Origin of the sequence: Hyphomonas sp. (assembly GCF_046313735.1) — a bacterium.
Classification (GTDB): Bacteria; Pseudomonadota; Alphaproteobacteria; order Caulobacterales; family Hyphomonadaceae; genus Hyphomonas.
The window spans coordinates 37,034-63,109 of record NZ_JBKBXW010000024.1 but is presented as its reverse complement, the minus strand read 5'-3'; the positions used below and the strand labels follow the sequence as shown (position 1 = coordinate 63,109).

The 26,076-nt window shown below is 65.7% G+C and carries 25 protein-coding genes and 1 tRNA gene; 14 read left to right on the top strand and 12 right to left on the bottom strand.

Annotated features, from left to right (window positions below; translation table 11 throughout):
• Window positions 1–145: 145 nt before the first annotated feature.
• The gene (locus tag ACK4SV_RS12595) at window positions 146–385 is read right to left on the bottom strand and encodes a hypothetical protein (RefSeq protein WP_409918187.1); all 240 of its coding nucleotides are present in this window, start codon (window positions 383–385) and stop codon (window positions 146–148) included.
• Window positions 386–425: 40 nt separating this feature from the next.
• Here ACK4SV_RS12595 and ACK4SV_RS12590 point away from each other — a divergent pair, with 40 nt between their 5' ends.
• Entirely contained in the window at window positions 426–842 is a 417-nt protein-coding gene (locus ACK4SV_RS12590; RefSeq protein WP_409918186.1) for a hypothetical protein, read from the top strand.
• 54 nt (window positions 843–896) lie between these two features.
• Here ACK4SV_RS12590 and rpoD read toward each other — a convergent pair whose 3' ends face one another.
• The 4 genes from rpoD to ACK4SV_RS12570 form a co-directional block, all read right to left on the bottom strand.
• Window positions 897–2,900 (bottom strand): RNA polymerase sigma factor RpoD, encoded by a 2,004-nt coding sequence (rpoD, locus tag ACK4SV_RS12585; RefSeq protein WP_409918185.1) that lies wholly within the window; start codon window positions 2,898–2,900, stop codon window positions 897–899.
• 70 nt (window positions 2,901–2,970) lie between these two features.
• A complete protein-coding gene (gene dnaG, locus ACK4SV_RS12580) occupies window positions 2,971–4,884 on the bottom strand; it encodes a DNA primase (protein ID WP_409918184.1) in 1,914 nt (637 codons plus the stop codon).
• A 134-nt stretch (window positions 4,885–5,018) separates the two neighbouring features.
• The gene (locus tag ACK4SV_RS12575; RefSeq protein ID WP_409918183.1) at window positions 5,019–5,783 is read right to left on the bottom strand and encodes a hypothetical protein; all 765 of its coding nucleotides are present in this window, start codon (window positions 5,781–5,783) and stop codon (window positions 5,019–5,021) included.
• Between the two features lie 97 nt (window positions 5,784–5,880).
• Complete coding sequence (locus ACK4SV_RS12570) at window positions 5,881–6,378, bottom strand: GatB/YqeY domain-containing protein (RefSeq protein WP_409918182.1); 498 nt, start codon at window positions 6,376–6,378, stop codon at window positions 5,881–5,883.
• Window positions 6,379–6,538: 160 nt separating this feature from the next.
• Here ACK4SV_RS12570 and carA point away from each other — a divergent pair, with 160 nt between their 5' ends.
• Window positions 6,539–7,696, top strand: a complete 1,158-nt coding sequence (gene carA, locus ACK4SV_RS12565; protein WP_409918181.1) for a glutamine-hydrolyzing carbamoyl-phosphate synthase small subunit — start codon at window positions 6,539–6,541, stop codon at window positions 7,694–7,696.
• A gap of 105 nt (window positions 7,697–7,801) precedes the next feature.
• Window positions 7,802–8,764: a hypothetical protein gene (locus tag ACK4SV_RS12560; RefSeq protein ID WP_409918180.1), complete on the top strand. Its 963-nt coding sequence runs from the start codon at window positions 7,802–7,804 to the stop codon at window positions 8,762–8,764.
• A 3-nt stretch (window positions 8,765–8,767) separates the two neighbouring features.
• On the opposite strand, the gene ACK4SV_RS12555 is transcribed toward ACK4SV_RS12560, so the two are convergent.
• On the bottom strand, window positions 8,768–9,604 hold the full coding sequence (locus tag ACK4SV_RS12555) for a prephenate dehydratase (RefSeq protein WP_409918179.1): 837 nt from the start codon (window positions 9,602–9,604) through the stop codon (window positions 8,768–8,770).
• Window positions 9,605–9,765: 161 nt separating this feature from the next.
• On the opposite strand from ACK4SV_RS12555, the gene ACK4SV_RS12550 reads away from it, so the two are divergent.
• Window positions 9,766–10,500, top strand: a complete 735-nt coding sequence (locus tag ACK4SV_RS12550) for a c-type cytochrome (protein ID WP_409918178.1) — start codon at window positions 9,766–9,768, stop codon at window positions 10,498–10,500.
• Between the two features lie 248 nt (window positions 10,501–10,748).
• On the opposite strand, the gene ACK4SV_RS12545 is transcribed toward ACK4SV_RS12550, so the two are convergent.
• Window positions 10,749–11,798, bottom strand: coding sequence for a patatin-like phospholipase family protein (locus tag ACK4SV_RS12545; RefSeq protein ID WP_409918177.1), 1,050 nt, complete (start codon window positions 11,796–11,798; stop codon window positions 10,749–10,751).
• Window positions 11,799–11,845: 47 nt separating this feature from the next.
• Here ACK4SV_RS12545 and ACK4SV_RS12540 point away from each other — a divergent pair, with 47 nt between their 5' ends.
• Together ACK4SV_RS12540 and ACK4SV_RS12535 are read left to right on the top strand one after the other, a co-directional pair.
• Window positions 11,846–13,138 (top strand): class I SAM-dependent RNA methyltransferase, encoded by a 1,293-nt coding sequence (locus ACK4SV_RS12540; protein WP_409918176.1) that lies wholly within the window; start codon window positions 11,846–11,848, stop codon window positions 13,136–13,138.
• Window positions 13,135–13,614, top strand: a complete 480-nt coding sequence (locus ACK4SV_RS12535) for an NUDIX hydrolase (protein ID WP_409918175.1) — start codon at window positions 13,135–13,137, stop codon at window positions 13,612–13,614. Before ACK4SV_RS12540 ends, ACK4SV_RS12535 begins: the two co-directional genes overlap by 4 nt.
• 113 nt (window positions 13,615–13,727) lie before the next feature.
• On the opposite strand, the gene gor is transcribed toward ACK4SV_RS12535, so the two are convergent.
• From gor to glmU, 3 genes are read right to left on the bottom strand one after another with little or no spacing between them, the layout of a single operon-like run.
• Window positions 13,728–15,113, bottom strand: coding sequence for a glutathione-disulfide reductase (gene gor, locus ACK4SV_RS12530; protein ID WP_409918174.1), 1,386 nt, complete (start codon window positions 15,111–15,113; stop codon window positions 13,728–13,730).
• A 50-nt stretch (window positions 15,114–15,163) separates the two neighbouring features.
• Window positions 15,164–15,865, bottom strand: coding sequence for a ribose-5-phosphate isomerase RpiA (gene rpiA, locus ACK4SV_RS12525; protein WP_409918173.1), 702 nt, complete (start codon window positions 15,863–15,865; stop codon window positions 15,164–15,166).
• A gap of 8 nt (window positions 15,866–15,873) precedes the next feature.
• Window positions 15,874–17,250, bottom strand: a complete 1,377-nt coding sequence (gene glmU, locus ACK4SV_RS12520; protein WP_409918172.1) for a bifunctional UDP-N-acetylglucosamine diphosphorylase/glucosamine-1-phosphate N-acetyltransferase GlmU — start codon at window positions 17,248–17,250, stop codon at window positions 15,874–15,876.
• Window positions 17,251–17,324: 74 nt separating this feature from the next.
• Here glmU and gph point away from each other — a divergent pair, with 74 nt between their 5' ends.
• On the top strand, window positions 17,325–18,050 hold the full coding sequence (gene gph, locus ACK4SV_RS12515; protein ID WP_409918171.1) for a phosphoglycolate phosphatase: 726 nt from the start codon (window positions 17,325–17,327) through the stop codon (window positions 18,048–18,050).
• Here gph and ACK4SV_RS12510 read toward each other — a convergent pair.
• Window positions 18,017–18,262 carry a hypothetical protein gene (locus tag ACK4SV_RS12510; RefSeq protein ID WP_409918170.1) on the bottom strand — a complete coding sequence of 82 codons (246 nt, stop codon included), beginning with the start codon at window positions 18,260–18,262 and terminating at the stop codon, window positions 18,017–18,019. The genes gph and ACK4SV_RS12510 overlap by 34 nt on opposite strands.
• 501 nt (window positions 18,263–18,763) lie before the next feature.
• On the opposite strand from ACK4SV_RS12510, the gene ACK4SV_RS12505 reads away from it, so the two are divergent.
• The 5 genes from ACK4SV_RS12505 to ACK4SV_RS12485 all read left to right on the top strand — a co-directional run bounded on the left by ACK4SV_RS12505 (window position 18,764) and on the right by ACK4SV_RS12485 (window position 22,897).
• A tRNA-Val gene (locus tag ACK4SV_RS12505) sits at window positions 18,764–18,838 on the top strand.
• Window positions 18,839–18,891: 53 nt separating this feature from the next.
• On the top strand, window positions 18,892–19,626 hold the full coding sequence (locus ACK4SV_RS12500; RefSeq protein WP_409918169.1) for a lysophospholipid acyltransferase family protein: 735 nt from the start codon (window positions 18,892–18,894) through the stop codon (window positions 19,624–19,626).
• Window positions 19,627–19,635: 9 nt separating this feature from the next.
• Entirely contained in the window at window positions 19,636–20,943 is a 1,308-nt protein-coding gene (locus ACK4SV_RS12495) for a 3-deoxy-D-manno-octulosonic acid transferase (protein ID WP_409918168.1), read from the top strand.
• Window positions 20,940–21,938, top strand: coding sequence for a tetraacyldisaccharide 4'-kinase (gene lpxK / locus ACK4SV_RS12490; RefSeq protein ID WP_409918167.1), 999 nt, complete (start codon window positions 20,940–20,942; stop codon window positions 21,936–21,938). The genes ACK4SV_RS12495 and lpxK overlap by 4 nt, the downstream gene beginning before the upstream one ends.
• Window positions 21,935–22,897 carry a lysophospholipid acyltransferase family protein gene (locus tag ACK4SV_RS12485; protein ID WP_409918166.1) on the top strand — a complete coding sequence of 321 codons (963 nt, stop codon included), beginning with the start codon at window positions 21,935–21,937 and terminating at the stop codon, window positions 22,895–22,897. Before lpxK ends, ACK4SV_RS12485 begins: the two co-directional genes overlap by 4 nt.
• Window positions 22,898–22,914: 17 nt before the next feature.
• Here the strand turns inward: ACK4SV_RS12485 and ACK4SV_RS12480 are convergent, their stop codons facing one another.
• Window positions 22,915–23,565 carry a squalene/phytoene synthase family protein gene (locus ACK4SV_RS12480; RefSeq protein WP_409918165.1) on the bottom strand — a complete coding sequence of 217 codons (651 nt, stop codon included), beginning with the start codon at window positions 23,563–23,565 and terminating at the stop codon, window positions 22,915–22,917.
• Window positions 23,566–23,634: 69 nt separating this feature from the next.
• Here ACK4SV_RS12480 and ACK4SV_RS12475 point away from each other — a divergent pair, with 69 nt between their 5' ends.
• On the top strand, window positions 23,635–24,243 hold the full coding sequence (locus ACK4SV_RS12475) for a superoxide dismutase (protein WP_409918164.1): 609 nt from the start codon (window positions 23,635–23,637) through the stop codon (window positions 24,241–24,243).
• 198 nt (window positions 24,244–24,441) lie between these two features.
• Entirely contained in the window at window positions 24,442–26,049 is a 1,608-nt protein-coding gene (locus tag ACK4SV_RS12470; RefSeq protein ID WP_409918163.1) for a DEAD/DEAH box helicase, read from the top strand.
• The last annotated feature ends 27 nt before the right edge of the window (window positions 26,050–26,076 follow it).

The following is a 26,076-nucleotide window of genomic DNA, read 5'->3' as shown; positions in this document are numbered from 1 at the left end:
GTCCACCACACCGGGCATGGACAGTTGGTGGACTTCGCTTCGCTCACTCCACCCTACGAAAAAGGGCGGCCCTTGAGCCGTCGTTTGATCTGTATCCGGATTAAGTATCCAGGAAGCTCCGCAGCTCAGGGCAACCAGCGGATCTTCATGTGCTGCCGGGTTTCGCTTTGGCTCGCTGGCGCAGGGTTCCGAGCACATCTTCATGATCGAAGGCCGCCCCCGTTTCCGCAAAGCGCGCCATGCGCGAGGCGATCTCGGTCCGGTCAGCCTCGTCGTCCAGCATCCGCTCGACCGCTTCCTCCACCAGCGCTTCCGGCGCCTTGCCGGACGCTGCCGCCAGTTCGCGTATCCGCGTCTCAAGCGCGCCTGGCAGGGAGATGTTCATCGTGGCCGTGGCAGGCTCCTTGTGATCAAGGGTGGCGTCAATGGCAAAGCCTGTCAATCCAACCAAAGTTGCGCCTTGCAACTTCGATCCAGATGCCGATTACCATCACGCGGTGAACGCAACAGCTGGAAGCGTCATGAAACTCCCATTGGCAGCCTTCCTCACCTCAACCTCCCTGGCCGCGCTGATCGTGATCCTGGCCATGTGGGCGGCGTTCGGGGACGCCTTTTGGCCACACTGGTATTATCCGGTGATCTTTGTATTCGCCGCCGACGCCATGTGGAAACTGTCCATGCTCAAGGCCAAGAATATCCGCTGGCATTGGCTGGGCCTGCTGGCGGCGTCCGGCCTGGCGTTTGCGCTGCTTTATCTGGGATTCGGCGCTGATCTTGGCTTCTGCATGAGTATGCTTCTCACATACCTTCTGTTACGAGGCCTTATGATCAAGACAACCTGACAGGAGCATCAAAAAAAGGGCGGCCCTTGAGCCACCCTTTGATCTGCATCCGGATCACGTATCCAGGAAGCTCCGCAGCTTCCTTGACCGGCTCGGATGTTTCAGCTTCCGCAGCGCCTTCGCCTCGATCTGGCGGATACGTTCGCGGGTCACGCTGAACTGCTGGCCGACTTCTTCCAGCGTGTGGTCCGTGTTCATACCAATGCCGAAGCGCATCCGCAGAACGCGTTCCTCACGCGGGGTGAGCGAGGCGAGCACGCGCGTCGTCGTCTCGCGCAAGTTCGACTGGATGGCCGCATCCACAGGCAGCAGCGCCATCTTGTCCTCGATGAAGTCGCCGAGGTTTGAATCCTCGTCGTCGCCAATCGGTGTTTCCAGCGAGATCGGTTCCTTGGCGATCTTGAGAACCTTGCGGATCTTCTCGAGCGGCAGGCCGAGCTTTTCGGCCAGTTCTTCCGGGGTCGGCTCGCGGCCGATCTCGTGCAGCATCTGGCGCTGGGTACGGATGATCTTGTTGATCGTCTCGATCATGTGCACCGGGATACGGATCGTCCGGGCCTGGTCCGCAATTGAGCGGGTGATGGCCTGACGGATCCACCATGTGGCATAGGTCGAGAATTTATAGCCGCGGCGATACTCGAATTTGTCGACCGCCTTCATCAGGCCGATATTGCCCTCCTGGATCAGGTCCAGGAACTGAAGGCCGCGATTGGTGTATTTCTTCGCAATCGAGATCACGAGGCGGAGGTTGGCTTCCACCATCTCCTTCTTCGCGATCCGCGCCTCGCGCTCGCCCTTCTGCACCGTCTGGACGATGCGGCGGAAATCGTCGATCGGGATGCCGATTTCCTGCGCGATCTCGGAAATCTCCGCACGCACTTCCTCGACATCATCGCCTTTGGAGTCGATCAGCCGCTTCCATTTCGGCGAAATGGCACGCACGCGCTCGGCCCAGCCGGGCTCAAGCTCGCTGCCGATATAGTTCTCGAGGAATTCCTTGCGCGGAACGCCGTGCGCATCGGCGAGCCGCATCAGCTTGCCTTCAAGGCCCATCAGCTTCTTGTTGATCGCATAGAGCTGCTCAACCAGGGCTTCGATCCGGGCATTGTTGATGTGGATCGTCTTGAGGTTCTCGACGATCAGCAGCGAGAGCTCGTCATACTCGCCCTGCGCCTTGGGTGTCAGGTCCTTGCCTTCCAGGCGGCGCGTGACGAGGCGGTCCTGCAGCTTGCGGAACCGGCCGAACGCTTCTGCGACCTCGTCGAGCTTGGCGAGCACGCCTTCGCGCAGCTCCCCTTCCATCGCCGACATCGACATAGCGACCGCGTCGTCTTCCTCTTCCTCTTCCTGCTGCTGCTGGCGCAGGCGTTCGGCTTCGACCTCGTCGATCTCTTCCTGGCTCTGGCGCTTCTTGCCTTTCACCGGGGCGGCAGGCTCGGGCGCCTTCTCCTCGATCGGCTTGGGCTCCGGCGGCGGGTTTTCCGCGCCATAGGTCGCTTCCAGGTCGATCAGGTCGCGCAGCAGGATACGCTCATTGATGAGCTCATCGCGCCAGACCATCATCGCCTCGAAGGTCAGCGGGCTCTCGCACAGGCCGCGGATCATCGCGTCGCGGCCGGCCTCGATGCGCTTGGCAATCGCAATCTCGCCCTCGCGGGAAAGAAGCTCCACCGCGCCCATCTCGCGCAGGTACATCCGCACGGGGTCGTCCGTCCGGTCGCTGCCCCGGGCATTGCCCTTCTTGGCGACGACCTTCTTGTCCTCGATCTTGGTCAGGGCCTTGCCCTGCTCCTCGGCTTCTTCCTCGGTCTCGACGACCGCGATGCCCATTTCCGAGATCTGGGACATCACGTCCTCGATCTGGTCGGAGCTCATATCGGCGTCCGGCAGCAACTGGTTGATCTCGTCATGGGTGATGAAGCCGCGCTTCTGGGCGCGTTTCAGGACCTTCTTGACGTCTGTCGCATTGAAATCGACAAGGCCCGCCTCGTTGTCCTTCTCGTCTTCACCCTCACCGTCGCCTGCGGTGTTCTTTTTCTTCTTGGTGGCTGTCGCCATAGTTCAGCTCTCTCCTCACCGGACAAACGGCCTCTCCAAACCGCCTGCCAGTCGCTCTCGCCCTTGCCGTTCAGCTGTCGCTGCGCTTACTGGATGCCTCGTTCATACGGGCCTTTAGAGCCCTGCGCTCGGCGACCAGCTGGTGGCGCCGCCTCCACTCCTGCGGAGACAGCGTCGGGTCCGCGTCCGCACGATCCGTGCCAGACACAGTGTCAGTGTCGCCGGAACGCCGCATCGCCACATATTGCTCCAGGGCAATCAGCCATTCCCTTGCCTCGGGCCCATTGGCCGCGATCTGAGGCGTGGAGGGATAATCTTTGAGCAAACCGGCAGCACGTATGTTCCCAGACTGGCCTAAATGGGCGGTCACAGCCGCGCGGTCAATGGGGATTGCGTCGTTTGCGAGGTCGAGAACTGCATCGCGCAATGCCTGGACATCCCTGTCGTGAAACTCCGCAAGGGCGAGCTTCTCGATTCCAAGCGCCAGGAGGGCCGGGCTGTCGATCAGGCGCACCAGCACGCCGGGGGCCTTTTTCTGCAGCTCCGCCTTCTGTTTGAGCAGCAGCGCGCTGGCGGCTTCCTCCGAAATATCCACCGGCATGACGGCCGGATCGAACCGCTCCTCAGGCTTCTGGAACCGTCCGGTGCGGCGGGGGCCGGCGCTGTTGCTGCGCGTCTCGCGCCGGGCTGCGCGCAGAGCGTAGAGATGGTCGCGCAGGCGCGATCTTAAATCCCGCTCATAGGCCGCGCGCACACCGGCATGGCGAATCGCCCCGCAGGCCGCCATCAGCCGCGCCTCCAGCCCCGCCTGGCGCTCCGGCGTATCCAGCGGCTCGGCGTCCCGCTCGCGCCGCCATAACAGCTCCGACAGCGGCAGGCGCGCCTCCAGCTGCGCCGCCATGGCCCCTGCCCCCTGCGCGCGGATCAGGTCATCCGGGTCCAGCCCGTCGGGCAGCAGCACGAAGAAGACCGACCGGCCAGGCTCGACATGCGGCAACGCCCGGTCGAGCGCGCGGTAGGCCGCCCCGAGCCCCGCCCGGTCGCCGTCGAAACACATCACAGGCTCGGGACCGGCCTTCCAGACCAGCTGCAGCTGCTCCTCAGTCAGCGCCGTGCCCAGCGGGGCGACCGCCTGGCCAAAGCCTGCCTCGCAGAGCGCAATGACATCCATATACCCTTCCGCCACGATGAGGCCCCCGCCCTCACCATGACCAAGCGCTTCCCGCGCCGCCTTGTAACGATAGAGGACATTGGACTTGTGGAAGAGCGGCGTGTCGCCGGAATTGAGGTATTTGGGCTTGGCGTCCGGCGTCAGCGCCCGCCCGCCAAAGGCGATGATGGCGCCGCGCGCATCGGGGATCGGAAACATCAGCCGGCCCCGGAAGGCGTCGTAGGGCTCGCCGCCCTTGTCGCTTTCCTTGATCAGGCCGGCTTCCATCAGTTCCTCATCGGTGAAGCCTTCGCTGCGCAGATGCGTGCGCGTGCGCCGCCAGTCATCGGGCGCATAGCCGAGCCGGTAGCGGCCCCAGCTCGATGGCTTCAGCCCGCGCCCTTCCAGATAGTTGCGCGCCCCTGCCCCTTCTGCCGATTTCAGCCGGTCCTCGAAAAACGCCGCCGCCGCCTCGCAGGCTGCCTGCAGGCGTTTGCGGTGGTCGTACTCCTCTGCTGCCTGAGGGCTCGCCTTGGGCAAGCTCATGCCCGCCTCCTCGGCCAGCTTCTCGACCGCCTCCATGAAGGAGAGCCGTTCGGTCTCCATCACGAAATTGATCACATCCCCGCCCATGCCGGAGGAGAAGCATTTGAAGATGCGCTTCTGGTCGTTGACATAGAAGCTCGGCGTCTTCTCCGCCGTGAAGGGCGAAAGGCCGACCCATTCCTTGCCCTTCTTGGTCAGCTTCACCTTACGCCCGATCACATCCGAAGGCCGGATACGGGCCTTCAGCTCATCGACGAATCCATCGGGAATGCGGATCGGTGCAGACATCGGCGGCAGATTACAGCTTTCGCGCGCCGGGCGATACGCGCCATCTCACCGGCGCGGCAACCGAAAAGGCCCCGCCGCAGCGCGGCAGGGCCTTTCCTTCTTCAGCTTGCTTCACCTCTGAGAGGCGGTCGAGGTTACTCCTCGCGCCAGACCGGGGCTGCGGCGAGGTCTTCCTCGGTCACATCGAGCACCACTTCCCCGTCGCTGTCGCCCTGCGAGACGGCCAGCACCCGGCTTTCGACCACGAGCGGCTCGTCCGCGATGATGCCCGGGGAGATGACGGCATAGCGCAGCTCGCCATCATCGCTCAGGATCAGCTCATTGATCCGCGCGCCCTCGCCGCTGAAGCTCATCGGCGCGATCGTGCCCATCACCTCGGAGGCGAGGCGGTAATCATTGAAGGCCTGCTGCTCGAACGCCGGCAGGGCGGACAGGTCGGTCATCTCGGTCCGGACGATGAATTCGCTCTCGGTCATGGAGGCCGGCAGGAATTCCGCGCTTTTGAAGGCGAGCAGGTGCAGGTTGCCGCCGAAGCCGGCAACGCCGCCATCACGGATAACCAGAGCCGACTCTGCGCCGTCTTCGCCGAGCCACACATCTGCCACCTGAGCCAGTTCCTCGCCCGTGCCGTTTACCAGCGAGGCGCCCATCAGCCACGAGGCGACGAGTTCACCTTCAGCCAGCTGGTAGGCTTCCCGCAGCGAGGCTTCCTGCATCACGGGTTCTTCCATGAACATTTCATCTTCTGCCGATGCGATGTCGGCATAGAGTTCCGCTTCGCCGGTCGGGGCGGCGAAATCGGCAAACGTGTCGGGCGAACTTGCATCGGAGCAGGCAGCCGCCGTCATCAGCAGGCCAAGGGCGGCAGAGCCGGCGAGCAGGGATTTACTGAAGGTCATGTCATGTCTCCTTCCGGGGTTACATTACAGGCCAACGCGGCCAGCTGGCCGGGGTTCCCGGCCCTGACTCCATTGTAATGTAGGGTTCAGCGGTGGTTCAGGCCGTGCGGCTGAGCGCCGTGCGAACGGCCTTGCCAGCGCTCGCCGCCTCGATCTGGCCGGGATAGCGCTCTTTCAGCGCTGTCACGCAGCGGCCAAGATCCTTCAGTTTCGAGGCGCCAAGGTCCTCGACAACCTGGTTCACGGCAATTTCCAGCGCCTTGCCGGACAGGGGCTGCGGCAGGAAGGCCTCAATGATTGCAATCTCGTCCCGCTCGCGGATCGCATCGGCGATACGGCCTTCTTCCTCATGCTCGCGGGCAGAGGCTTCGCGCTGGGCCACCATGGTCTGCAGCACGCGCTGGACGTCGGCATCGGGGCAGCCTTCGCGCTCGCCGCGCCCGCGTGCGCACACATCCCGGTCGCGCACAGCAACGTCGATCAGGCGCAGCGTGCTCAGCCGGATGTCATCTGCCGGACCGGCAGATTCCTCCTTCAATGCTTGTGCGATGCGGGCCTTCAGGCCCTGACAGGCAGAAATGTCTTCGCGGCCCATGCCGTTCAATGCCTTTCTACACCCCGGCGCGCGCAGCGTTGCTTGACGCTCCCGAGACTCAGCCCCAATAAGCCGCTGAGTTTTGGCGAGAGCGGTTAACAGCGCGTCAACCGACCGACGAGCGTGAAGGGGTATAACGTCCATGAGCAGGAATCAAGATATGGACTCAGCCACCGGCGCCCTGGCCCTTGAAGACGGTACAGTTTTCGCCGGTTACGGGAGCGGCGCCGCGGGAATTCGCGCAGGAGAGCTTTGTTTCAACACCGCAATGACCGGCTATCAGGAAATCCTGACCGATCCTTCCTACGCCCAGCAGATCGTCCTCTTCACCTTCCCCCATATCGGTAATGTCGGCGCCAACCCCGAAGACCACGAAGAGTCCACCCCGCCGGCCAGCGACGCCGCCTGCGGCGCCATCTTCCGCGAACCGATCACGGCCCCGTCCAACTGGCGCTCGGCGGAAGATTTCGGCGCCTGGCTCGCCCGGCGCGGCATCATCGGCCTGTCCGGTGTGGACACCCGCGCCCTCACCCGCCGCATCCGCGAGCAGGGGATGCCCAAGGCTGCCCTCTGCCACAAGCCGGAAGGCAATATCGACTTTGCCGCCCTGATCGAAACCGCCCTCACCTGGCCGGGCCTCGACGGCGCTGACCTTGCCGCAGACGTCGTCCAGGAGGCCGCCTTCGAACACACTGAAGGCCTCTGGACGCCAGCTGCCGGCCACCAGCCGATGGGTAATGCCGAATTCCATGTCGTGGTCGTCGATTTCGGCGTGAAGAAGAATATCCTGCGCAACCTCGCCAATGTTGGCGCGCGCGCCACAGTCGTGAACGGGGACGCGGGCGCCGAGGACATCCTCGCCCTTAAGCCCGATGGCGTCGTCTTCTCCAACGGCCCCGGCGACCCGGCGGCCACCTTCGCCCGCTCCGGCGGCATGATCGGCACCCTCGTCGCCTCCGGCATCCCGATCCTCGGCATCTGCCTTGGCCACCAGATGCTTGCCCTCGCCCTTGGCGCGAAGACTAAGAAAATGGCGCAGGGCCATCATGGCGCGAACCATCCGGTGAAAGACCTAGCCACCGGCAAGGTCGAGATCGTCTCGATGAACCACGGCTTCACCGTCGACACCGCCACCCTGCCCGCCGGCGTGGAGGAGAGCCACCGCTCGCTGTTCGACGGCACCAATTCCGGCCTCAGCGTTAAGGGCAGGCCGATCATCTCGGTCCAGCACCACCCTGAAGCCTCCCCCGGCCCGCAGGACAGCTTCTACCTGTTCGACCGCTTCGCCGACCTGATGCGCCAGCACCGGGCGGGCTGAGCCGGCCCGAGGCTTCCCCGGACAGTCCCTGCATTGTATGGCTCGGACTGCGGCCAGCTTGAGGCTGGCCTGCTGTTCACAGCGTCATTGAAGGGGAACATCATCATGCTGGCAAAACCGACCTGTGTGGCCATCTCGGCCTTGGTTCTGACGCTCGCCGCCTGCGGCCGCGCGCCCGAAGCCGTGAGCCCGGCAGAGGAACCCGCCGCTGCAGATGTGCAGGTCAATGAAGGCGAGCCCATCGATGGCGACGTCACCCTGTCCGTCCCCGAAACCGCCGTTGCGGGCAGCTACATCACCCCGGTCTTCACCGGCCCGGCGAACCAGCAGGACTATATCGACATCGTCCCGCGCGGCTTCACCGCCACCTCCGGCGAGCTGGCCTACATCTATGTTCCGGCGGCCCTGCAGGGGAATGGCCTGCGCGTCGTCACTGCGCCCGGCGAATATGACGTGCGCTACATCGCCGAGCTCACAACCGGCCGGGAGGTCAAGGCCGTTCAGCCCCTGACCGTCACCGCCGCCGAAGTCAGCCTCGACGCCCCGGAAACCGCTTCCGCCGGCGAGCCGATAACCGTCGCGTGGACGGGCCCCGATGGTAACGGGGACTATCTCGATATCGTGCCCGCCGGTTTCACCGCCACGTCCGGCGAGATCAACTATGCCTACACCTCCGCCGGCAGCCCGGCCCGCCTGACCGCGCCTGGCGCCGAGGGCGACTATCTGATCCGCTACATCCTCGAAGGCCCCGGCGGGCGGGCGGTGCTTGTGTCTGCGCCGCTGTTGGTCACGCCGGTGACGGCCACCCTGACGGCGCCCGACTCTGCTGCCGCAGGTGAAACGATCATCGTGACCTATGAGGGACCCCAGCGGGAGGGCGACTATATAGACCTCGTGAGGAGCGGCTTCCTTCCGGCGTCAGGCGAGCTTGCCTATTTCTATGCGGGCGCGCAGTTCCCGAACCAGCTGACCCTGCCGGCCGAGGCGGGCGAGTATGAGATCCGCTACGTGCTGGAAGCCCCCGGCGGGCGCAGGGTGCTTGCCCGCCGCCCCATCCGGGTCGAGTAGGCGCTACAGCCTCGCCAGCGCGGTCTTCGGGAAGACGCCGAGGATCTTGAGGGACTGGGAGAAGAAGCCCAGTTCCTCCAGCGCCAGCTGGACCGGGCGTTCATCGGGGTGGCCTTCGATCTCGGCATAGAATTGCGAGGCCTCGAATGAGCCGCCGACGAGATAGCTTTCCAGCTTCGTCATGTTGATGCCGTTGGTCGCAAACCCGCCGAGCGCCTTATAGAGCGCGGCGGGGATGTTCCGGACCTCGAACAGGAAGGCCATCTTCACCGGGCCGTTGCCGGCCTCGATGTCTGCCGGCTCGCGCGACATGATGACGAAGCGGGTGGTGTTATGGGCTGCGTCCTCGATGTTTTCGGCGAGGATTTCCAGGCCGTAGACTTCGGCGGCAAGGCGCGGGGCGATGGCGGCGACGGACGGGTCGGCCTGCTCCGCCACTTCGCGGGCGGCCCCGGCGGTGTCGGCGGCGGTGACGGCCTCGATACCGTGGCGGCGCAGGAAGTTGCGGCACTGGCCGAGGCCCATGATGTGCGAGCGGGCCTTCTTGACCGTCTCCAGCTTCGTGCCCGGCAGGGCCATCAGCTGGAAGCGGATCGGCAGGTAGTATTCGCCGGTGATGTGCAGCTGGGTGGTGGGCAGGAGGTAATGGATGTCACCGACGCGGCCAGCGATCGTATTCTCTACCGGAATCATGGCGAGGTCGGCCTCGCCGCGCTCGACCGCGATGAAACAGTCCTCGAAGGTGCGGCAGGCCATGGGCGCGTGCGTAGGGAACGCCTCGGAACAGGCGATGTGGGAATTCGCGCCCGGTTCGCCCTGATAGGCAATCTTCAGCGTCATGCGGTCAGTCCTGTGCTGGAGGACCCCGGCATGCGTCTGATCGCCGCGACAGCCGGGGGAAGCGCCCGATGGAGACACCCGTTATATTGTGCCGGCCGGGTTAGCGTGCCAAAAGGCCGGCGCCAAGACGCAAATATGCAATAGATTCGAAGGAATGCCCGATGGGAGAACTCGGTCTCAACAAGATTTTCGGTGCCCTTCTGGCAACGGCGCTGGCCATGATGGCGCTGATGGAGCTGCCGAAGATCGCGTTCGGCGGCGGCGGCGGGCATTACGGCTCGGCAGAATACGCGACGCTTACCGAGCGGATGTGCTCGAAATTCTCGTATTGTATCGAGATCGCCGAGGCCGCTTCGGCGGGCGCGGACGCGGTGGCGGAGGTGTTTGACCTCGGCGCCGCGCTTCTGGCGGCAGACCTGACGCGCGGCGAGCGCGTGTTCGCCAGCCAGTGTGCGACCTGCCACACGATTGCGCCCGGCGGCGCCAATGGCACCGGCCCGAACCTTTACGACACGGTTGGCGCACCCAAGGCCCATATCGCGGGCTTCAACTACTCTGCCGCGATGGCCAATATGGGCGGCGAATGGACCTATGAGAATCTCGATGACTGGCTGAGGAATCCGGCAGCCTACCTGCGCGGCACGTCGATGTCGTTTGCCGGTATTCGCCGGGATCCGGACCGGGCGGCCGTGATTGCATATATGGCGGCCAATACTGCCAATCCGCCGCCCTTCCCCGAGCCGATGGCTGCCGCTGAAACGGAAGCCGTAGAGGGCGAAGAAGCCACCGGGGAAGAGGACGCCGAAGGCGGCGAAGAGGGAGAGCCCGAGGCCGTCGAAGCCCCTGCCGAGCCTGCACCGGCGCCGGAGCCCGCGGATCTGCCGGTCGAGGAATAAGCCGCGCGCAGTCATCACCTGAACCGGATTGAAGGGGGAGACGGGGGTCCGTCTCCCCTTTTTTTCTTTGGGGGTGCAGGAAGGCCCTGTTTCCTGTCTTCCTGGCGAATGCCGGGATCCAGATCTTACGGGGTGCGTTACCGCTTCTGGGTTCCGGCGTTCGCCGGAAAAACAGGGGGCGGGCCTGGGGGGCGACGCGGCGTAGCGGACTGGATTTCGGGCACGAGATGGGTGCCCGGCCGCGCGCTTCAGCTCTCCAGGAACTCCGCGCGGATGTCGAAGCTGGAGGTCTTGCCGCCGACATGCGAGGCGCAGGTGTCGAGCCATCGGTCTGCCGCGGCGCGGCCAAGGTCGCGCAGCTCTGTCAGGAACCGCCAGCGCGTGTCGTATTTGGTGGAGAGGCCATAGCCGAGCAGGTCCTGCCCGCCCTTGATGGCGTGGATATTGAGGCGGCGGTACTTCTTCAGCATCGCCTCTTTCAGCATGCCGTCATCAATCAGGCGCTGGACGAAGGCGATGGCGCGCAGCTCTCCGATCAGCGAGGCGTTGAAGCTGATCTCGTTGAGGCGTTCCTGGATCTCGCTGGCGCGCCGGGGCACGCCTTCACGGGCGAGCGGGTTCAGCATCACGAGCAGCACATCGCGCGGGGCGCCGGAATAGATCAGCGGGAACAGGCTAGGATTGCCCATGAAGCCGCCATCCCAATAGGGCACCCCGTCGATCTCGACCGCCTGGAAGGTCTGCGGCAGGCAGGCGGAGGCGAGCACGGCGTCCAGCGTGATTTCCTCGCGCGCGAAGACGCGGACCTTGCCGGATTCGACATTGGTGGCGGAGACAAAGAGCTGGATGCCGGCCTCGTGCACACGGGCGAAATCAATCTCGCGCTCCACAATGCGGCGCAGGGGATTGAGATTGAAGGGGTTGAAATCATAGGGGCTGGCAACCGACTGGACCGCCGCCGCGAAGGCAAGGCCCGCCGCCCCGAAGACGCCGAGCCCCGCGCCGGCATCGGCAACGGATTTCCAGAGCGATTCCAGCGCGGCGCGGGCGCCTTCGGGGCCATTCTGGGCAAGGCCGGCGGCATAGGCGGCGGCGTTCACCGCGCCCGCCGAAGTGGCCGAGATCGCCGCGATGGAGAGGGAGGCCTCCTCGCTCAGCCGGTCGAGCACGCCCCATGTGTAGGCGCCGTGGGCGCCGCCGCCCTGCAGGGCGAGGCTGATCGGGCGGGGCTTGCCATTGCGGCGCGCGCCATTGCGCGGAGAATTTGGGGCGCTGGAGGTTTCAGGCGTGTCGGACATCGGATGGCTCCTTCCGGCGGCTTCCCGCCCCTGCTAACGAAGGACCGATGCCTGCGCCACCCCCCGATCCGCCGCATGAGACGCACGTCCCCCGGAAGCCGGGCGCGGCGCGCCGGCTGGTGATCGACCATCTGGGCGCGCAGGGCGACGGGCGGGCGCGGGAAGATGGCGGCTGGCTGTCGGTGGCCTATACGCTGCCGGGGGAGGTTGTGGAGGCGGTGGGCGCGGGCGAGCGGGCGGCGCTGGTGCGCATTCTCGAGCCCTCGCCGGAGCGGGCGGAACCTCTGTGCCGGCATTTTTGGCGCTGTGGAGGCTGCCAGCTGCAGCACCTTTCGCCAACGCCGTATGCGGCGTTCAAGCGGGAGCTGGTCGTCTGGGCGCTGGCGGCGCGGGGGCTCGCAGCGGAGGTAGCGGAGACCTGGGTGACGCCGGCCGGATCGCGGCGGCGGGCGGCGTTGGCGGCGAGGCGGGTGGGGCGCGAGGTGCGCCTTGGCTTTCATGCGGCGCGCAGTCATGAGCTGGTCGCGCTGGAAGAATGCCCCGTGATGCGGCCCGCGATGGCCGCCGCCCTGCCCCGGCTGAAAGCGATTGCGGCAGGGCTGATTACTGGCCCCGAGACAATCAGCCTGCTGATGACCGAGACCGATTCGGGGCTCGACCTGTCTGTCAGCGGGCTGTCTAAAACGCTGAAGCCGCTGGCGCGGGCGGAAGGGGTGGCCGCGGCGCTGCAGGCCGGGTTTGCCCGGGTCTCCATTGAGGGCGGGGACATGCTGACAGCCCGGCGGCCGCAGATACGCCTCGGCAAGGCGGCGCTGTTGCCGCCGCCGGGCGGCTTCCTGCAGGCGAGCGCGGAGGCAGAGGCGGAGATGGCGCGACTTGTAGGCGGGCACCTCGCCGGGGCGGGCGAAGTGGCGGACCTGTTTGCGGGGGCAGGAACATTTGCGCTCCGGCTGGCGGAGGTTTCGTCCGTACACGCCTATGAGGGGGATGCAGGCGCGGTGGAGGCGCTGAAGGAGGCGGCGCGGGGCGCGGGCGGACTGAAGCCTGTGTCGGCGGCGCGGCGCGACCTGTTCCGCAATCCGCTGGCAGCCTTGGAGCTCTCGCGTATTGACGGCGTCGTTCTTGACCCGCCGCGCGCGGGGGCGGCTGCGCAGGCGGCGGAGCTTGCGCGGTCGCGCGTGCCGAAGGCGGCGTATGTGTCCTGCGATCCGGCGACGCTGGCGCGGGATTTGCGCACGCTGGTGGATGGCGGTTACAGGATCGCCTCTATACACCCCATTGACCAGTTCCTCTGGTCGCAGCATGTCGAGGCGGTAGCGCTTCTGGAGAAAGACCGATGACGGAGGAAGTGACCCCTGCCCTGCCGCCCTTGCCAGACCGGCCTGTGCCGGCAGTCGGCGTGATCTGCTTCCGGGGCGAGGATGTGCTGATGATCCGCAGGGGGACGAAACCTCTGGCGGGCGACTGGTCGATTCCCGGCGGGCGGATCGAGTTTGGCGAGACGGCTGAAACCGCCGCGCTGCGCGAACTGGCCGAGGAGACCGGCGTGACCGCGCGTCTTGTCGGGCTTGCCGATGTGGTCGATGCGATCTTTACCTCGCGCCGGAATGGCCGCGTGACGCGGCATTATCTTCTGGTGGATTATGCGGCGGTGTGGGTGTCTGGCGGGGCGCGCGCGGGCGATGACGCCGACCATGCCGAATGGATCTCGCCGGACGCGCTGGCAGGGTTGCCGCTGTGGGACGAAACGCGGCGGGTGATCGAGCGGGCCCGGGGTATGGTGGTGGCGGCCGGGGATACAGCGCCCGCCAGATAGTCCGTACTCATCCTCAATCCGTACTCATCCTGAGCGAAGTCGAAGGATGGGCCTTCGACTTCGCTCAGGGTGGGCCTGCTGTTGCGTTCGGGTTCGGCCTTCGGAGCGGAGCGCTAAATCGCCTCCGGCTGCCATTTCGTCCGCATCGTGACGAGTTCTTCGGCGGAGGATGGGTGGAGCGCGCAGGTCTGGTCGAAGTCCTGTTTGGTGGCGCCCATCTTGACCGCAATGGCGGCGGTCTGGATCATTTCGGCGGCGTCCTCGCCCACGACATGCACGCCGAGCATGCGCTGGTCGGACGCGCGCACGACGAGTTTCATGAAGGTGCGCGATGTGTCACCATTCAGCGCATTCTTCATGGGACGGAAGTTTGTCTTGTAGATGTCGATCTCGCCATGCTGGCGGCGGGCTTCGGCTTCGGAGAGGCCAACCGTGCCAACTTCGGGGCGGGAGAAGACGGCGGTGGGGACGTAGGAATGGTCCATCTTCCAGGGCTTGCCGCCGAATTCGGTGTCGGCGAAGGCATGGCCCTCGCGGATGGCGACGGGGGTTAGGCCCATGCGGCCTGTGACATCGCCGACGGCCCAGATGTTCTCGATATTGGTGCGCGAGAAATCATCGACGATGACATTGCCGTTTTCATTCAGGGCGACGCCGGCCTTTTCGCAGCCGAGACCCTCGGTGTTGGCCTGGCGGCCGACGGCCATGAGGATGGTGTCGGTCTCGATTTCATGGCCGCTGCTGAGCGTGATCGTCAGGCCGCCTTCGCCCTTCTCGATCCGCTCGAAGGTGCATGTCGTGACGACACGCACGCCCGCTTCCTTGAGGCCTTCATGCACGGCGAGGCGGACATCATCGTCGAAGCCGCGCAGGACCGTCTCGCCGCGATAGACGAGCGTGACCTCGGCCCCGAGGCCAGCGAAGACGTGGGCGAATTCGACCGCGATATAGCCTCCGCCGGCGACGACGAGGCGCTTCGGCACGGCTTCCATTTCAAAAACTTCGTTGGAGGTGATGACGTGTTGCACGCCCGGCAATTCCTCCGGGGACGGAAGCCAGGGGCGCCCGCCGGTGGCAATCAGGATCTTTTCTGCGGTGACGGTCCTGCCGGAGGTTTTCAGGCGCAGCGTGTGGGCGTCCACGAATTCGGCGCGCTCGCTGATGATCTCGACACCGGCATTGCGCAGGTTTCGGTCATAGATCGCCGAGAGACGGTCGATTTCGGCATGCATCCTGGTCATGAACTTCCCGTGATCATAGGATGCACCGTCCACGGACCATCCATAGCCTTCGGACTTGGCGATATGCTTGCCATAGTCGGAGGCGTAGACCATGAATTTCTTCGGCACGCAGCCGCGGATGACGCAGGTGCCGCCCATGCGGTATTCCTCGGCGAGGGCGACCTTAGCCCCCGTCAGCGCCGCGATGCGGCCGGCGCGCACGCCGCCCGATCCGCCGCCGATCACGAAGAGGTCATAGTCATAGGCGCGCGCGCTCATATCGGGATCCTTGGTGCAGTGTCAGTTGGGAGGAGATGAGGCGGCAGGGATCAGTATTCAATGATCCGTACGCTGCCGGCTTCGCCGATGATGACGGTGCGGGCGAGGCCGATGAACAGGCCATGCTCCACGACGCCCGGCACGCCGGAGAGGAAGGCGGCGGCCTTTGCAGGGTTCGGGATGCGCCCGCAATGGCAGTCGAGGATATGGTTGCCGCCATCGGTGACAAGCAGGTCGAGGCTCTGGGGCGCCTTGCGCAGCTCGATGCGTGGCCGCTCGACACCGGCTTCCAAAAGGGCGTCGTGCACTTTCTTGGCCGTGATCGTATAGCCGAAGGGCGTGACTTCAACCGGCAGCGGGAAGGCGCCGAGCATCTCGACCTCTTTCGTATCGTCGGCGATCACCACCATGTGATCGGAGGCATTGGCGATGATCTTCTCGCGCAGCAGCGCGGCGCCGCCGCCCTTGATGAGCACGCCGCCGGGGCCGATCTCGTCGGCGCCGTCGACGGTGAGGTGGATGCGGTCAACCTGCTGGAAGGGCACGAGCGGCACGCCGAGGCTGAGCGCGAGGGCGCGCGTTTGCTCGCTCGTCTCGATACAGCGCACGATAAGGCCGTCGGCGATCTCGTCGGCCAGCATCTCGACAAAGAATTTCGCCGTCGAGCCTGTGCCGAGACCGATGGTCATGCCGTCCTCGACATAATCCATGGCGGCGGCGGCGGCGTTCTGTTTCCCGGTATCATTGGCCATGGCGGGGGTCAGGTGTCCTTCTTTTCGCTGGCGGCTTTTGCGGCGGCTTGTCTGGCGCGGTAGTCTTTTGCCCAGCCCGCCTTGCCGGTCTGGCGGGCGCGGCCGAGGGCGAGGGCGTCTTCAGGCACGTCCTCAGTAATAACGCTGCCGGAGCCGACATAAGCTCCTGCCCCGATATTGACCGGGGCGACGAGGGCGGAGTTCGACCCGACGAAGGCGCCGGGGCCGACATCGGTGATGTTCTTGGACACACCATCATAATTGCAGAAGATTGTGCCTGCGCCGATATTTGCGCCCGCGCCGATGCGGCCATCGCCGAGATAGGCGAGGTGGTTGGCTTTCGCGCCCTCGCCCATGACTGTGTTCTTGGTCTCGACGAAATTGCCGATATGGACGTTCGGGCCGAGCACCGTGCCTGGGCGCAGGCGGGCATAGGGGCCGATGATGCAGCCCGCGCCGACCTCTGCGCCTTCCAGATGGCTGAAGGCACGGACCTGCACACCGCCGGCCACGCGCACGCCGGGGCCGAAGACGACATGCGGCTCGATGACGGCGTCTGGGCCAATCTCAGTGTCATGGGCGAAGAAGACGGTTTCAGGCGCGACGAGCGTGACACCGGCCTCCATCAGCTCGCGGCGGCGATGGGCCTGGAAGATCGCTTCGGCGCGGGCGAGGCCGGCCTTTGAATCACAGCCGATGAGATCGTCTTCCGGCGCGGTCGCCACGGCGCAGCGGCCTCCGTCTGAGCGGGCGAGGCCGACAAGGTCTGTCAGGTAATATTCGCCCTTGGCGTTGTTGTTGGTGACGCGGGACAGGAGCCGGAACATGAGCCCCGCATCGCCTGCCATAACGCCGGAATTACAAAGCCTTATGGCGAGTATCTCAGGCGATGCCTCACGTGCTTCGACGATCCGGTCGAGGCTGCCATCGAGGGCGGTGACAAGGCGGCCATAGAGGGCGGGGTCGGCCGCCTCGAATCCGAGGACACCGAGGGCGGCGCCGTCTTCGAGCGCAGTGAACAGGGCCTCGATGGCAGAAACAGGCACGAGCGGGCTGTCGCCATAGAGAACGGCGAGCGGGCCGCTGAACCCGGCGAGGGCAGCTTCGGCGCAGCGAACGGCATGGCCGGTGCCTTCGGGCGGGTCCTGATAGGCAATGGCGATATCGGGATGGGATTTCGCAAGGTGGGCGATCAGCACATCCTGCGAGGGGTGGACGACGGCAACGATGCGAGAGGCGCCGGCCTTGCGGGCGAGCGCGATGGACCAGTCCACCATCGGCCGGCCGCCGACAGCGTGCATCACCTTGGGCAGGGGCGACTTCATCCGCGTGCCCTTGCCGGCGGCGAGGATGACAGCGGCGCGCGGCTGGCGGGCGTCAGTCAAATGCGGGCTCCCTCTCGCTTTCCCCTGCCCCATCGCCTAGACGAAAGCCTGCGGTTTGGCGAGGGCGATCAGGGATGGATGTGGCGATCCGAAGCGGCAGTTTCGAGGGCTGGACGGTGGTGTTCGATCTCGACGGGACGCTGGTGGACACCGCGCCGGACCTGCTCAGCGCGCTGAACCATGTGCTGGAGGATGCGGGACTTGCGCCTGTGGACCTGCCAGTGGTGGCGACACTGATCGGGAACGGCGCGCGGGCAATGATGGAGCGCGGCTTCGGGGTGCGGGGCATGAGCCTCTCGCCAGAGGCGATGGAGGCGGCGTTCGAGCGGTTCATTGCCTATTATGTGGAGAATATTGCGGTAAGCTCGCAGCCCTTTCCGGGCGCGGTGGCGGCGATGGATGCGCTGAACGCGGCCGGGGCGAAGCTGGCCGTGTGCACGAACAAGCGCCAGGACCTCAGCGAGCGGCTGCTCGGCGAGCTTGGCCTGATGGAGCGGTTCGATGCGGTGCTGGGCGCGGACCGGGCGAGCCAGCGCAAGCCGAGCGGGGCGCATGTGTTTGAAACAGTGGCCGCTGCCGGCGGGGCGCCGGAGCGGGCCCTGTTTGTGGGCGACAGCCGCACAGACGAAAAGGCAGCCCGGAATGCCGGGCTGCCCTTCATATTCGTGACCTTCGGCTATGAGGCCGAGACAGCCGAGTCCATGGCGGCCGATGCCTGCATCAGCCATTATGACCAGCTTGTCGGGGCCCTGTCAGCGCTCAGGGATCAGGCGGTAGCGGCCTCACCGCGGGGGCGGTAAGTCGGGCGGGACGAGCCCACCTCGCCTGCCGCACGGCGGCGCGGCATACCGTTCACCATGTTGGACCGCACATCGGTGCGTGCACTCCGCATGGCAGGGACAAACCCGGCGTCAACGAGGTCGACATCGACTTCGTAGCCGCGCTCGGCCCAATAGGAATTGATCTTTTCACGCAGGCGCTTCGCGCCTTCTTCGTCACACCAGTCTTTCACTCTGCTCTCTCCAGGCGGATTTTTTGTTTTACGATTTAGGCCGTCAGAGACGACCTGTGCCTGTCCTTCTTAAGGTACATCACGCAGGCCTCGAATGGCCCGTCTCGTGTATGTCGGGGAAATGACAATGTTTTCGGCCTTTCTCAAGGCCTAATGGAGATAACTTTATCTTAATAATACGAAGATGAACAACTGTTCATTCTGAACAGATGTTCATGTATGTTGGCGCTCCCGCGAGGCATATCCCGGCCTGTGGGAAATCGTGAACTGTTTCAGCCGGGCGCACGATGTCACCGGTGGCATTTTTTGTCACATCTTTTGTGACTATATGACAGAGTTTCGGATGCACCCCATGCATTTCCGCATATTAGCCTCTCGCAGCCATGCACATCAAAGCGGCAAAACTAGCCCCCGGCAAGCCTTCGGCAACAGCCGGTACTGCCAATTGCGATATCCGCTTGACCTGATCAAAGCCGGAGATTACCCAGCCCGCTCGCGGCCGGGCGATTAGCTCAGTGGTAGAGCACTGCCTTCACACGGCAGGGGTCGCAAGTTCGAACCTTGCATCGCCCACCATCCCGCTGCCGCATCAGATGGCGCTTGCCGCGAAGCGCAGTATAAGCCGCGAAATGAAAGCTTTTTTCCGTTCTGCGCCTGTCGTGACCGTGCTGGGATGGCTGATCTGGGCCTGGATGGCGCTGGTCGGGCGTACCGTGCGCTGGACCGTGGAGGGCGAGCGGGAAACGCGCTCAGAACTGGCGGAGCGCTATGCGCCGGGGGTCGTGGCGACGTCCTGGCATGAGACCATCATGCTTCTGCCTTCCGGCTGGCGGCATTATGCGCGCCACTGGCCGGAGCGCCGGGGCCGGGTGGCGATGATGATTTCGCTGTCGGCGGATGGCGAGCCGGTGGCGCGGGCGATCAGGCATCTGGATCTGGACGCGATCCGCGGCTCTGCCGGAAACCGCAAGAAGGCCGACAAGGACAAAGGCGGCCTGCGGGCGATTGCCGAGGCCGCCGGGCGGCTGCGCGAGGGCGGGTATGTGTGCATGACGCCGGACGGGCCGCGCGGGCCGCGCCGCATCGCGAGCGCAGGCGCCGTGACACTGGCCCAGCGCAGCGGGGCGGTACTGGTGCCCTATGCGATCACCTCCCGCCCGGCGATCCGGCTGAACAGTTGGGACCGGTTCATGATTCCCATGCCCTTCGGACGGGGCGCCATCGTGTTCGGCGGTGTCATTGACGCGCCGCGCGAGACCGACCCCAAGGCATTGCAAGCGGCGCTGCAAAGGGGCATGGAGTCGGCCATGGGGCGGGCCGAGGCGCTGATCGGGCTGGCGCCTGCGCCCCGCCCGCCGGAGTAAGCTGCGCCCATGACGCCTGCCCTCTTCGCTTACAGGGTGCTGACACGCCTGGCTGCGCCCTTCCTGGGGCTGGTGATGAGCCGCCGCGCGAAGGCCGGGAAGGAAGACTTCCTGCGGCTGCATGAGCGCCAGGCAAAGCGCCTTGCACCCCGCCAGACCGGGCCGCTGGTCTGGCTGCATGGGGCAAGCGTGGGCGAGAGCGCGCTGCTGCTGGAACTCGGCCGGCGCATCCTGGCCGAGCGCCCGCACACGCAGCTCCTGTTCACCAGCCAGACGCTGACATCTGCAAAGCTCGTCGGGCGCGACCTGCCGGACCGGGCGATCCATGCGATGGCGCCGATGGATACCCCGGCGATCGCGCGGCGCTTCATCCAGCACTGGAAACCGGACCTGTGCATCTTTGCCGAGGGCGAGATCTGGCCGAACCTGATCTGGGAAGCCCGCCGCCGGGGCGCGCGCACGGCGCTGGTGAATGCGCGCATGACGCAGAAATCTGCCGAAGGCTGGGCGCGGGTGCGCGGCCTGTTCCGCCAGCTGGTCGGCCGGTTCGATATCGTGCTGGCGGCAGACCTGGACACCGGCCAGCGGCTGGAAATGCTCCTGGGGCGGCCTGTGCGGGCGGCTGGGAACCTCAAATCCGCCCTGCCGCCGCCGGTAGCGAGCGAGGTGGAGGTGGCACGCATCCGCGAGGGTTTCGTGGCCGGGCGGCGGTGCCTTGTGGCGGCGTCCACCCATGCGAGCGAGGAAGCGCTGTTCCTCGATGCAGCGGCGAGCCTTGAAGGCGCCGCGCTGATCATTGCGCCGCGCCACCCCGACCGGGGCGCGGAGATCGAGGAGATGCTGAAAGCGCGCGGGCTTCGCTATGCGCGCCGTTCCAAAGGCACGGTGCCGGACAAGCGCGACCGGGTGCTGCTGGCTGATACGATGGGCGAGATGGGCGTGTGGCTGCGCCTCGCCGATGCGGTCTATCTCGGCGGCGGGCATATGCCGGGCGTCGGCGGGCACAACCCGCTGGAGCCGGTGCGCCTGGAACGTCCTGTCGCCACCGGGCCGGATGTATTCAACTTTGCCGGCATGATGGCGAGCCTTGAGGCGCAGGGGCTGGTGCATACGGTGGCCGATGCCGCAGCGCTCAGCGCTTTCCTGGCAAGCCCGCCGCCGGTGCCGGAGGCGGCGGTTGCGGCGCTGACCGAGGAAGCCGAGCAGCCGATGCAGGTGACGCTGGGTGCGATCCTGCCGCTTCTGCCCAAGCCGCTCCTGGAGAACGAGGCGCCGCAGGCATGGGACCTGCACCGCCTGGACACGCGGCGGCTGTGAGACCGCCGCATTTCTGGTCTGCCGGGCTGGATCCGCGATCGCGGGAGGCCGCGCCGCTGACGCGGGCGCTGCTGACGCCGCTGGCGGCGCTGTACCTGTGGGGGCTGGAGCGCAAGCTGGCGAAGGCGGAGCCCGTTGCAGCGCCTGTGCCCGTCATCTGTATCGGCAACCTTACAGCCGGCGGGGCGGGCAAGACGCCCGTGACCGAGGCTGTGCGCGCGCGCCTTGCCGCTGCGGGCCTGCGCGCAGCCAGCCTGTCACGCGGGCATGGCGGGACGGAGCCAGGGCCGCTGAGGGTGGACACAGCGCAGCACGGCTTCCGGCAGGTTGGCGATGAGCCGCTGCTGCTCGCCGCGAGCGGCGAAGCCTGGATCGGGCGGGACCGGGTTGCGGCGGCGCAGGCGATGGCGGCGGACGGGGTGGACGTGATCGTGATGGATGACGGGCACCAGAACCCGTCGCTGAAGAAGGATGTCTCGCTGGTGGTGATTGATGCCGGGGCGCCGTTTGGCAATGGGCATGTGCTGCCCAAGGGGCCGCTGCGGGAGACTGTCAGGGGCGGGCTCGCACGCGCCGATGCGGTGGTGCTGGTGGGTGCCGGGCCGGTGCCGGCAGAGGTGAGCGCGAGCGGCAAGCCGGCGATCCGCGCAGCGCTGGTGGCCGAGGCGCCGCCGCCGCCGGGCAGGCTGGTCGCATTTGCCGGGATCGGCCGGCCGGAGAAATTCTTCGACAGCCTGACGGCCGCTGGCGCCGACCTTGCCGATGCCATCCCCTTCCCCGACCATCATGCCTATTCGGGCGGCGACCTGACCTTCCTGACGCGGCAGGCCGAAGACCTTGGCGCGGCGCTGGTGACGACCACCAAGGATCATGTGCGCCTTCCGGCGGAGACGCGCGCGAAAGTGAGCGCCTGGCCCGTGCAGCTGCGGTTTGAGGAGATGGCAGCGCTTGACGCAGCGCTCGCCCCGATCTTGAACAGGACATCCCCGCGATGAACGATCAGAGCCCCACCGCCTATGTCCGCCCGAAGGACATCGACACCCGCGCGAGCCTCTCGCAGCGGATCGCCTGGCGGCTGGAGACGATTGCCTGGGATGTGATCTACTGGGCGCCGATGAAGGCGCTGGGGCCGGACCGGGCGTCTGATGTCTGCGGCTGGCTGCTGCGCCGGATCGGGCCGCTGTTTTCCCAGCACAAGACGATGACGCGCAATCTGCGCCTCGCCTTCCCGGACTGGAGTGCGGAGGAGGTGGCGCGCACCGCGCTGGACGCCTGGGAGAGCGCCGGGCGCACGGCGGGCGAACTACCCCACCTGCCGAAGATCGACACTGGCCCCAGCGGGCGGGTGGAGGTGGTCGGCGCTGAAGTGCTCGACCGCATCCGCGAGAGCGGCAAGGGCGCGGTGTTCTTCTCCGGCCACTTTGCCAACTGGGAGATCATGCCGGCGGTGATCACCCAGCGGATGCCGGAAGCGGTGATGACCTACCGTGCGCTGAATAATCCGCACATCGACCGGCGGGTCAGCGATGTGCGCCATGCCTATGGCACGCAGGTCAACGCGCCCAAGGGCATCGGCACGCGCGAGCTGATGCGGGCCTTGTCGCGCGGGGCACCGGTGGCGCTGATGAATGACCAGAAATTCAACAGCGGGATTCCCGCGAAATTCTTCGGCCATGATGCGATGACAGCGCCGGGGCCGACGCGGCTGGCGCTGAAATATGGCGTGCCGCTGGTGCCGGTCTCGACCGAGCGGACAGGGCCGGCGCGTTTCCGGGTCGTGTTCCATGAGCCCTTCATTCCGGAGGATACAGGTGATCCGGAGGCGGATGTTCAGCGCACGGTAGACCGCATCAATGCCTTCCTGGAGGCGCATGTGCGCGCTGTGCCGGGGCAATGGTTCTGGCAGCACCGCCGGTGGCCGAAGGAAGCCTGGCGCGAGGCCGGCGTGATGTGAGGGGCGGACCGGGCCCGCTAGACTTCGCCGGAATTGATGGCCTTCATCACCGAGAAGCGTTTCGAGACCGGGTTGGGGTCCCGGCCCGTGATGTAGAGCTTGCGCAGGCGGAAATGGGCGATGGCCGGGCGCAGCGGCTTTGGGGCGGGCGTCACGATGGGGCCGAACGCCTTTGAGGCATGGCGGCGCGCGGCGGCATAGGCGGCGGCGACCTCCTGAAGCTCGCCCGCCCAGTTATGGACCGGGATGAGGATATTGGCGGCGGTAAGCGCGAGCCAGCCTTCGGGCTCCTTCTCGCGGTCGCCCTCCACGAAGGCGGCCTGGTAGCCATCAACGAGTTTCTGCAGCGCGCCGGTCTTCAATCGGCCGGCAGCGACCTCCTCGGCAAGGGCAAGGCAGACATCATGGCCGCGCGGGGGCTTGCCGGCCTCGATCTCGGCGACCGCGTCGCGCCACCACTGGAAGCGGATGAGGCCGAGGGTTTCCTCCGACACCGCCTCGCGCACGCGGACAAGTTCATAGGCGAGGGCATAAAGCGCAATCAGGGCGCGGCGCTCCGCCGGGGCGGCAAAGCGGCTCGAGATCCAGCGATCCTCGTCGACGCGGCGCACACGCCGGTCAATCTCTTCCCAGGGTGTTTCGGTGAGAGGTCTGGTCTCGTTTGACATGGACCCCATATGTGCGAAACCGCTGCCCAGCGAAAGACACCAAAACCTGCAAGAAAGGACCTACCCGCCATGGCCTTCACCCTGCCCGAGCTGCCCTATGCCCGTTCGGCCCTCGCCCCGCACATCTCCGAGGAGACGCTGAACTTCCACTACGGCAAGCACCATCAGGCCTATGTCACGAACCTCAACGGCCTCGTGGACGGCACCGACCTTGCCGGCAAATCGCTGGAAGAGGTCATCAAGATTTCTGCCGCCGACAAATCCAAGGCCGGCATCTTCAACAATTCCGCGCAGGTGTGGAACCACACCTTCTACTGGCACTCGATGAAGCCCGGCGGCGGCGGCAAGCCCCACGGCAAGGTGGCCGAGCTGATCGAGCGCGATTTTGGCGGCTATGACAATTTCGTCAAAGAGTTCAAACAGGCCGGCGCGACGCAGTTCGGCTCGGGCTGGGCGTGGCTGTCCTGGAAGGGCGGCAAGCTGGTGATCTCCAAGACGCCGAACGCCGAAACCCCGCTGACCGAAGATGGCACCACGCCCCTGATGACGATGGATGTGTGGGAACACGCCTACTACATCGACTATCAGAACCGCCGCCCGGATTATATCGACACCTTCCTCGGTAGCCTCGTGAACTGGGACTTCGTGAACCAGAACCTGGCGGATGCCGGGGCCTAGGCCGCAAGAAAAACTCATATAAATTGAGCGCCTGCCCTTCACGGGCAGGCGTTTTTGCATTATGTGCGGTGCACAAACGCTCCGGGCATGGGATTCGCCCGGCTGCGGCTCGCGGGTCATCTGGACTTGCAGGCGCAGGACGAGAGCCGCCAATCCGGGCGGCCGGGCCAATCAACCAGACATCCCGGAGACTATTTCTTGACCGACACCCAGACTGTAAGTTTCGCTGATCTTGGCCTTGCCGAGAACATCCTCAAAGCCGTGCTCGAAGCCGGCTATTCGACCCCCACCCCCATCCAGCGCGAAGCCATTCCGCACATCGCCATGGGCGGCGATGTGACCGGCATTGCCCAGACAGGCACCGGCAAGACCGCCGCCTTCGTGCTGCCAATGATCCAGCGCCTGTCGACCGGCCGGGCGCGGGCGCGGATGCCGCGCTGCCTCATCCTCTGCCCGACGCGGGAACTCGCCGCCCAGGTGGCCGAGAATTTCGAGAAGTATGGCAAATACCTCAAGCTCACCATGGCGCTGCTGATCGGCGGCGTCAGCTTCAAGGAGCAGGAAATCCTGCTCCAGCGCGGCGTGGACGTGCTGATCGCGACGCCGGGCCGCCTGATGGACCAGTTCGACCGCGGCAAGCTGCTGCTGATGGGCGTCGAGACGCTGATCATCGACGAGGCGGACAGGATGCTCGACATGGGCTTCATTCCGGACATCGAGAAGATCTGCACCAAGCTGCCGGCAAACCGCCAGACGCTGCTGTTTTCCGCAACTTTCCCGGCCGATATCCAGCGTCTTGCGAAAACCTTCCAGCGCGACCCGAAGAAGATAGAGGTGGCCCGGCCCGCCCAGACGGCCGAGACGATCACGCAATATGTGGTCAAGCTGCCGACGAATGACGGCAAGGCCCGCCGAACAGCGCTGCGCCGCGTGATCGAGACCTGCGGCGAGGTGAAGAACGGCATCGTGTTCTGCAACCGCAAGGTCGAGGTGGACATCGTTGCCGCTTCGCTCAGCAAGCATGGCCATGACGCTGCACCGATCCATGGCGACCTGCCGCAATCGGTCCGTATGGAAACCTTGCAGCGCTTCCGCGATGGCAAGCTGAAACTGCTCGTCGCGTCGGATGTGGCGGCGCGCGGGCTGGATATTCCGGATGTCGGCCACGTCTTCAATTTCGGCCCGCCGCCGAAGGATGAGGATTATGTGCACCGCATCGGCCGCACGGGCCGGGCCGGGCGCACGGGCGAGAGCTATACGCTCGTCTCGCCGGCGGACGACAAATCCTGGGGTTTCGTACTCAAGATGATCAAGAAGGATGTCGCCGAGTTCATGCCCGAAGGCCTGCTCGACGAACTGAAAGACCTGCCGCCGGAAGAAAAACGCGACCGCGATGGCCGCCGGGGCGGACGTGACCGCGACCGGGGTGCTCGCGGCGCACGGGGCCGGAGTGATCGCAGCGAACGCGGCGAGCGCAGCCCGCGCCGGCAGGAAGAAGCCGCCGAAGGGGCTGACACTTCTGCCGATGTGGCCGTGCTTGAGAAGCCGGTGGAAGCCGAAGCGGCGCCTGCGCCCGTTGCCGCAGACAAGCCGAAGCGCGAACGCGCCCCGCGCGGCGAAAAGCGCCGTGAACGGAGCGATGATCCACGCATCGAGCGTACCGCGCGCACCGACCGCGACCGCAGCGAAAAGCGCGACCGCCCGCAGCGCGACTTTAAGCGCAAGGATGACGATCTCATCCTCGAGCCCGCGCCCGACCGCGTGAAGGGTTTTGGCGACAATGTGCCGGCCTTCTTCAAACGCTGAGGCTGCCCGCCTGAGCTTCGGCTGAGG

What these genes read in the sequence shown, in the direction of transcription:
- ACK4SV_RS12545 (WP_409918177.1), bottom strand. Translation starts at nt 11,798, where the DNA reads ATGTCCGACACGCCTGAAACCTCCAGCGCCCCAAATTCTCCGCGCAAT.
- rpoD (WP_409918185.1), bottom strand. Translation starts at nt 2,900, where the DNA reads ATGGCGACAGCCACCAAGAAGAAAAAGAACACCGCAGGCGACGGTGAG.
- ACK4SV_RS12475 (WP_409918164.1), top strand. Translation starts at nt 23,635, where the DNA reads ATGGCCTTCACCCTGCCCGAGCTGCCCTATGCCCGTTCGGCCCTCGCC.
- ACK4SV_RS12495 (WP_409918168.1), top strand. Translation starts at nt 19,636, where the DNA reads ATGACGCCTGCCCTCTTCGCTTACAGGGTGCTGACACGCCTGGCTGCG.
- ACK4SV_RS12590 (WP_409918186.1), top strand. Translation starts at nt 426, where the DNA reads ATGGCAAAGCCTGTCAATCCAACCAAAGTTGCGCCTTGCAACTTCGAT.
- ACK4SV_RS12550 (WP_409918178.1), top strand. Translation starts at nt 9,766, where the DNA reads ATGGGAGAACTCGGTCTCAACAAGATTTTCGGTGCCCTTCTGGCAACG.
- ACK4SV_RS12480 (WP_409918165.1), bottom strand. Translation starts at nt 23,565, where the DNA reads ATGTCAAACGAGACCAGACCTCTCACCGAAACACCCTGGGAAGAGATT.
- ACK4SV_RS12500 (WP_409918169.1), top strand. Translation starts at nt 18,892, where the DNA reads ATGAAAGCTTTTTTCCGTTCTGCGCCTGTCGTGACCGTGCTGGGATGG.
- gor (WP_409918174.1), bottom strand. Translation starts at nt 15,113, where the DNA reads ATGAGCGCGCGCGCCTATGACTATGACCTCTTCGTGATCGGCGGCGGA.
- rpiA (WP_409918173.1), bottom strand. Translation starts at nt 15,865, where the DNA reads ATGGCCAATGATACCGGGAAACAGAACGCCGCCGCCGCCGCCATGGAT.
- ACK4SV_RS12485 (WP_409918166.1), top strand. Translation starts at nt 21,935, where the DNA reads ATGAACGATCAGAGCCCCACCGCCTATGTCCGCCCGAAGGACATCGAC.
- ACK4SV_RS12575 (WP_409918183.1), bottom strand. Translation starts at nt 5,783, where the DNA reads ATGACCTTCAGTAAATCCCTGCTCGCCGGCTCTGCCGCCCTTGGCCTG.
- ACK4SV_RS12535 (WP_409918175.1), top strand. Translation starts at nt 13,135, where the DNA reads ATGACGGAGGAAGTGACCCCTGCCCTGCCGCCCTTGCCAGACCGGCCT.
- dnaG (WP_409918184.1), bottom strand. Translation starts at nt 4,884, where the DNA reads ATGTCTGCACCGATCCGCATTCCCGATGGATTCGTCGATGAGCTGAAG.
- ACK4SV_RS12595 (WP_409918187.1), bottom strand. Translation starts at nt 385, where the DNA reads ATGAACATCTCCCTGCCAGGCGCGCTTGAGACGCGGATACGCGAACTG.
- ACK4SV_RS12570 (WP_409918182.1), bottom strand. Translation starts at nt 6,378, where the DNA reads ATGGGCCGCGAAGACATTTCTGCCTGTCAGGGCCTGAAGGCCCGCATC.
- carA (WP_409918181.1), top strand. Translation starts at nt 6,539, where the DNA reads ATGGACTCAGCCACCGGCGCCCTGGCCCTTGAAGACGGTACAGTTTTC.
- ACK4SV_RS12540 (WP_409918176.1), top strand. Translation starts at nt 11,846, where the DNA reads ATGCCTGCGCCACCCCCCGATCCGCCGCATGAGACGCACGTCCCCCGG.
- gph (WP_409918171.1), top strand. Translation starts at nt 17,325, where the DNA reads ATGGATGTGGCGATCCGAAGCGGCAGTTTCGAGGGCTGGACGGTGGTG.
- ACK4SV_RS12555 (WP_409918179.1), bottom strand. Translation starts at nt 9,604, where the DNA reads ATGACGCTGAAGATTGCCTATCAGGGCGAACCGGGCGCGAATTCCCAC.
- ACK4SV_RS12560 (WP_409918180.1), top strand. Translation starts at nt 7,802, where the DNA reads ATGCTGGCAAAACCGACCTGTGTGGCCATCTCGGCCTTGGTTCTGACG.